Consider the following 782-nt stretch of genomic DNA (forward strand, 5'->3'; position numbering starts at 1 on the left):
TTCTCCCCGTCACTATACGGGGAGAAATGTCCGGCAGGACAATGAGGGGCGGCGCGCCCTTCGCAAATGATCCGGGAAGTGGGGATCGGAGCGAGGTCGCTCTTCACTGCCCATTGTCAATCGAAGAACGCCTCGACCACGTTGCGCTTGCCGAGCATGAAGGCGTCGGCGACATGCTGTAGCGGCGCCAGATCGACATCGGAGGTGCCGGCGCGCACGATTTCGGCAAAGCGCCGGTAGAGCATCGGATACTCGGCCTCCGGCTCGTCATGAACCACTTTGCCGTCGATGGCGAGCTTCGAGCCGCCGCCCGACAGCACCATCGCGCCCTTGTCGGTGTCGGCCAGGATGTCCCAGCTTTGCGGGCCTGTCTGCAGCCAGTCGAGGTCCATCGTCACCGGCAACCCGTTCGAGGTGCGGAAGGCGACGCGCGCGGCAACCGGGGAGGCGCGGTTTTCGGGAAAATCCAGCACCGCCGAGGTGATGAACATCGCCGGCAGGATATGGGTGGCAATCGACAGCGCGTTGATGCCGGGATCGAAGACGCCGAAACCGCCGGGAGCCCAGATCCATTCCTGGTTCGGGTGCCAGCGGCGCACGTCTTCCTTCCAGTTGATGGCGGCCGAGTGGATGCGGGCTGAACTTAGAAAAGCACGCGCGGCCTCGACCGCCGGCGCATAGCGCGAGTGCCAGCTGGCGAACAGCGAGACGCCGTTCTGCGCGGCCAATGTCTTGAGGTCCTCGACCTCGCTGACCGTGGCGCCAGGCGGCTTCTCCAGGAA

1 protein-coding gene is annotated in these 782 nt (G+C 64.8%); it reads right to left on the bottom strand.

Features of this window, described 5'->3' with window-relative positions; genetic code table 11:
- Nucleotides 1-116 precede the first annotated feature (116 nt).
- Nucleotides 117-782 (bottom strand): gfo/Idh/MocA family oxidoreductase (locus tag EOC06_RS37135; RefSeq protein WP_245470424.1); only part of this gene is annotated, 666 nt, incomplete at its 5' end.

The organism is Mesorhizobium sp. M7A.F.Ca.MR.362.00.0.0 (assembly GCF_004023175.1).
In the GTDB taxonomy this organism is placed as follows: domain Bacteria; phylum Pseudomonadota; class Alphaproteobacteria; order Rhizobiales; family Rhizobiaceae; genus Mesorhizobium.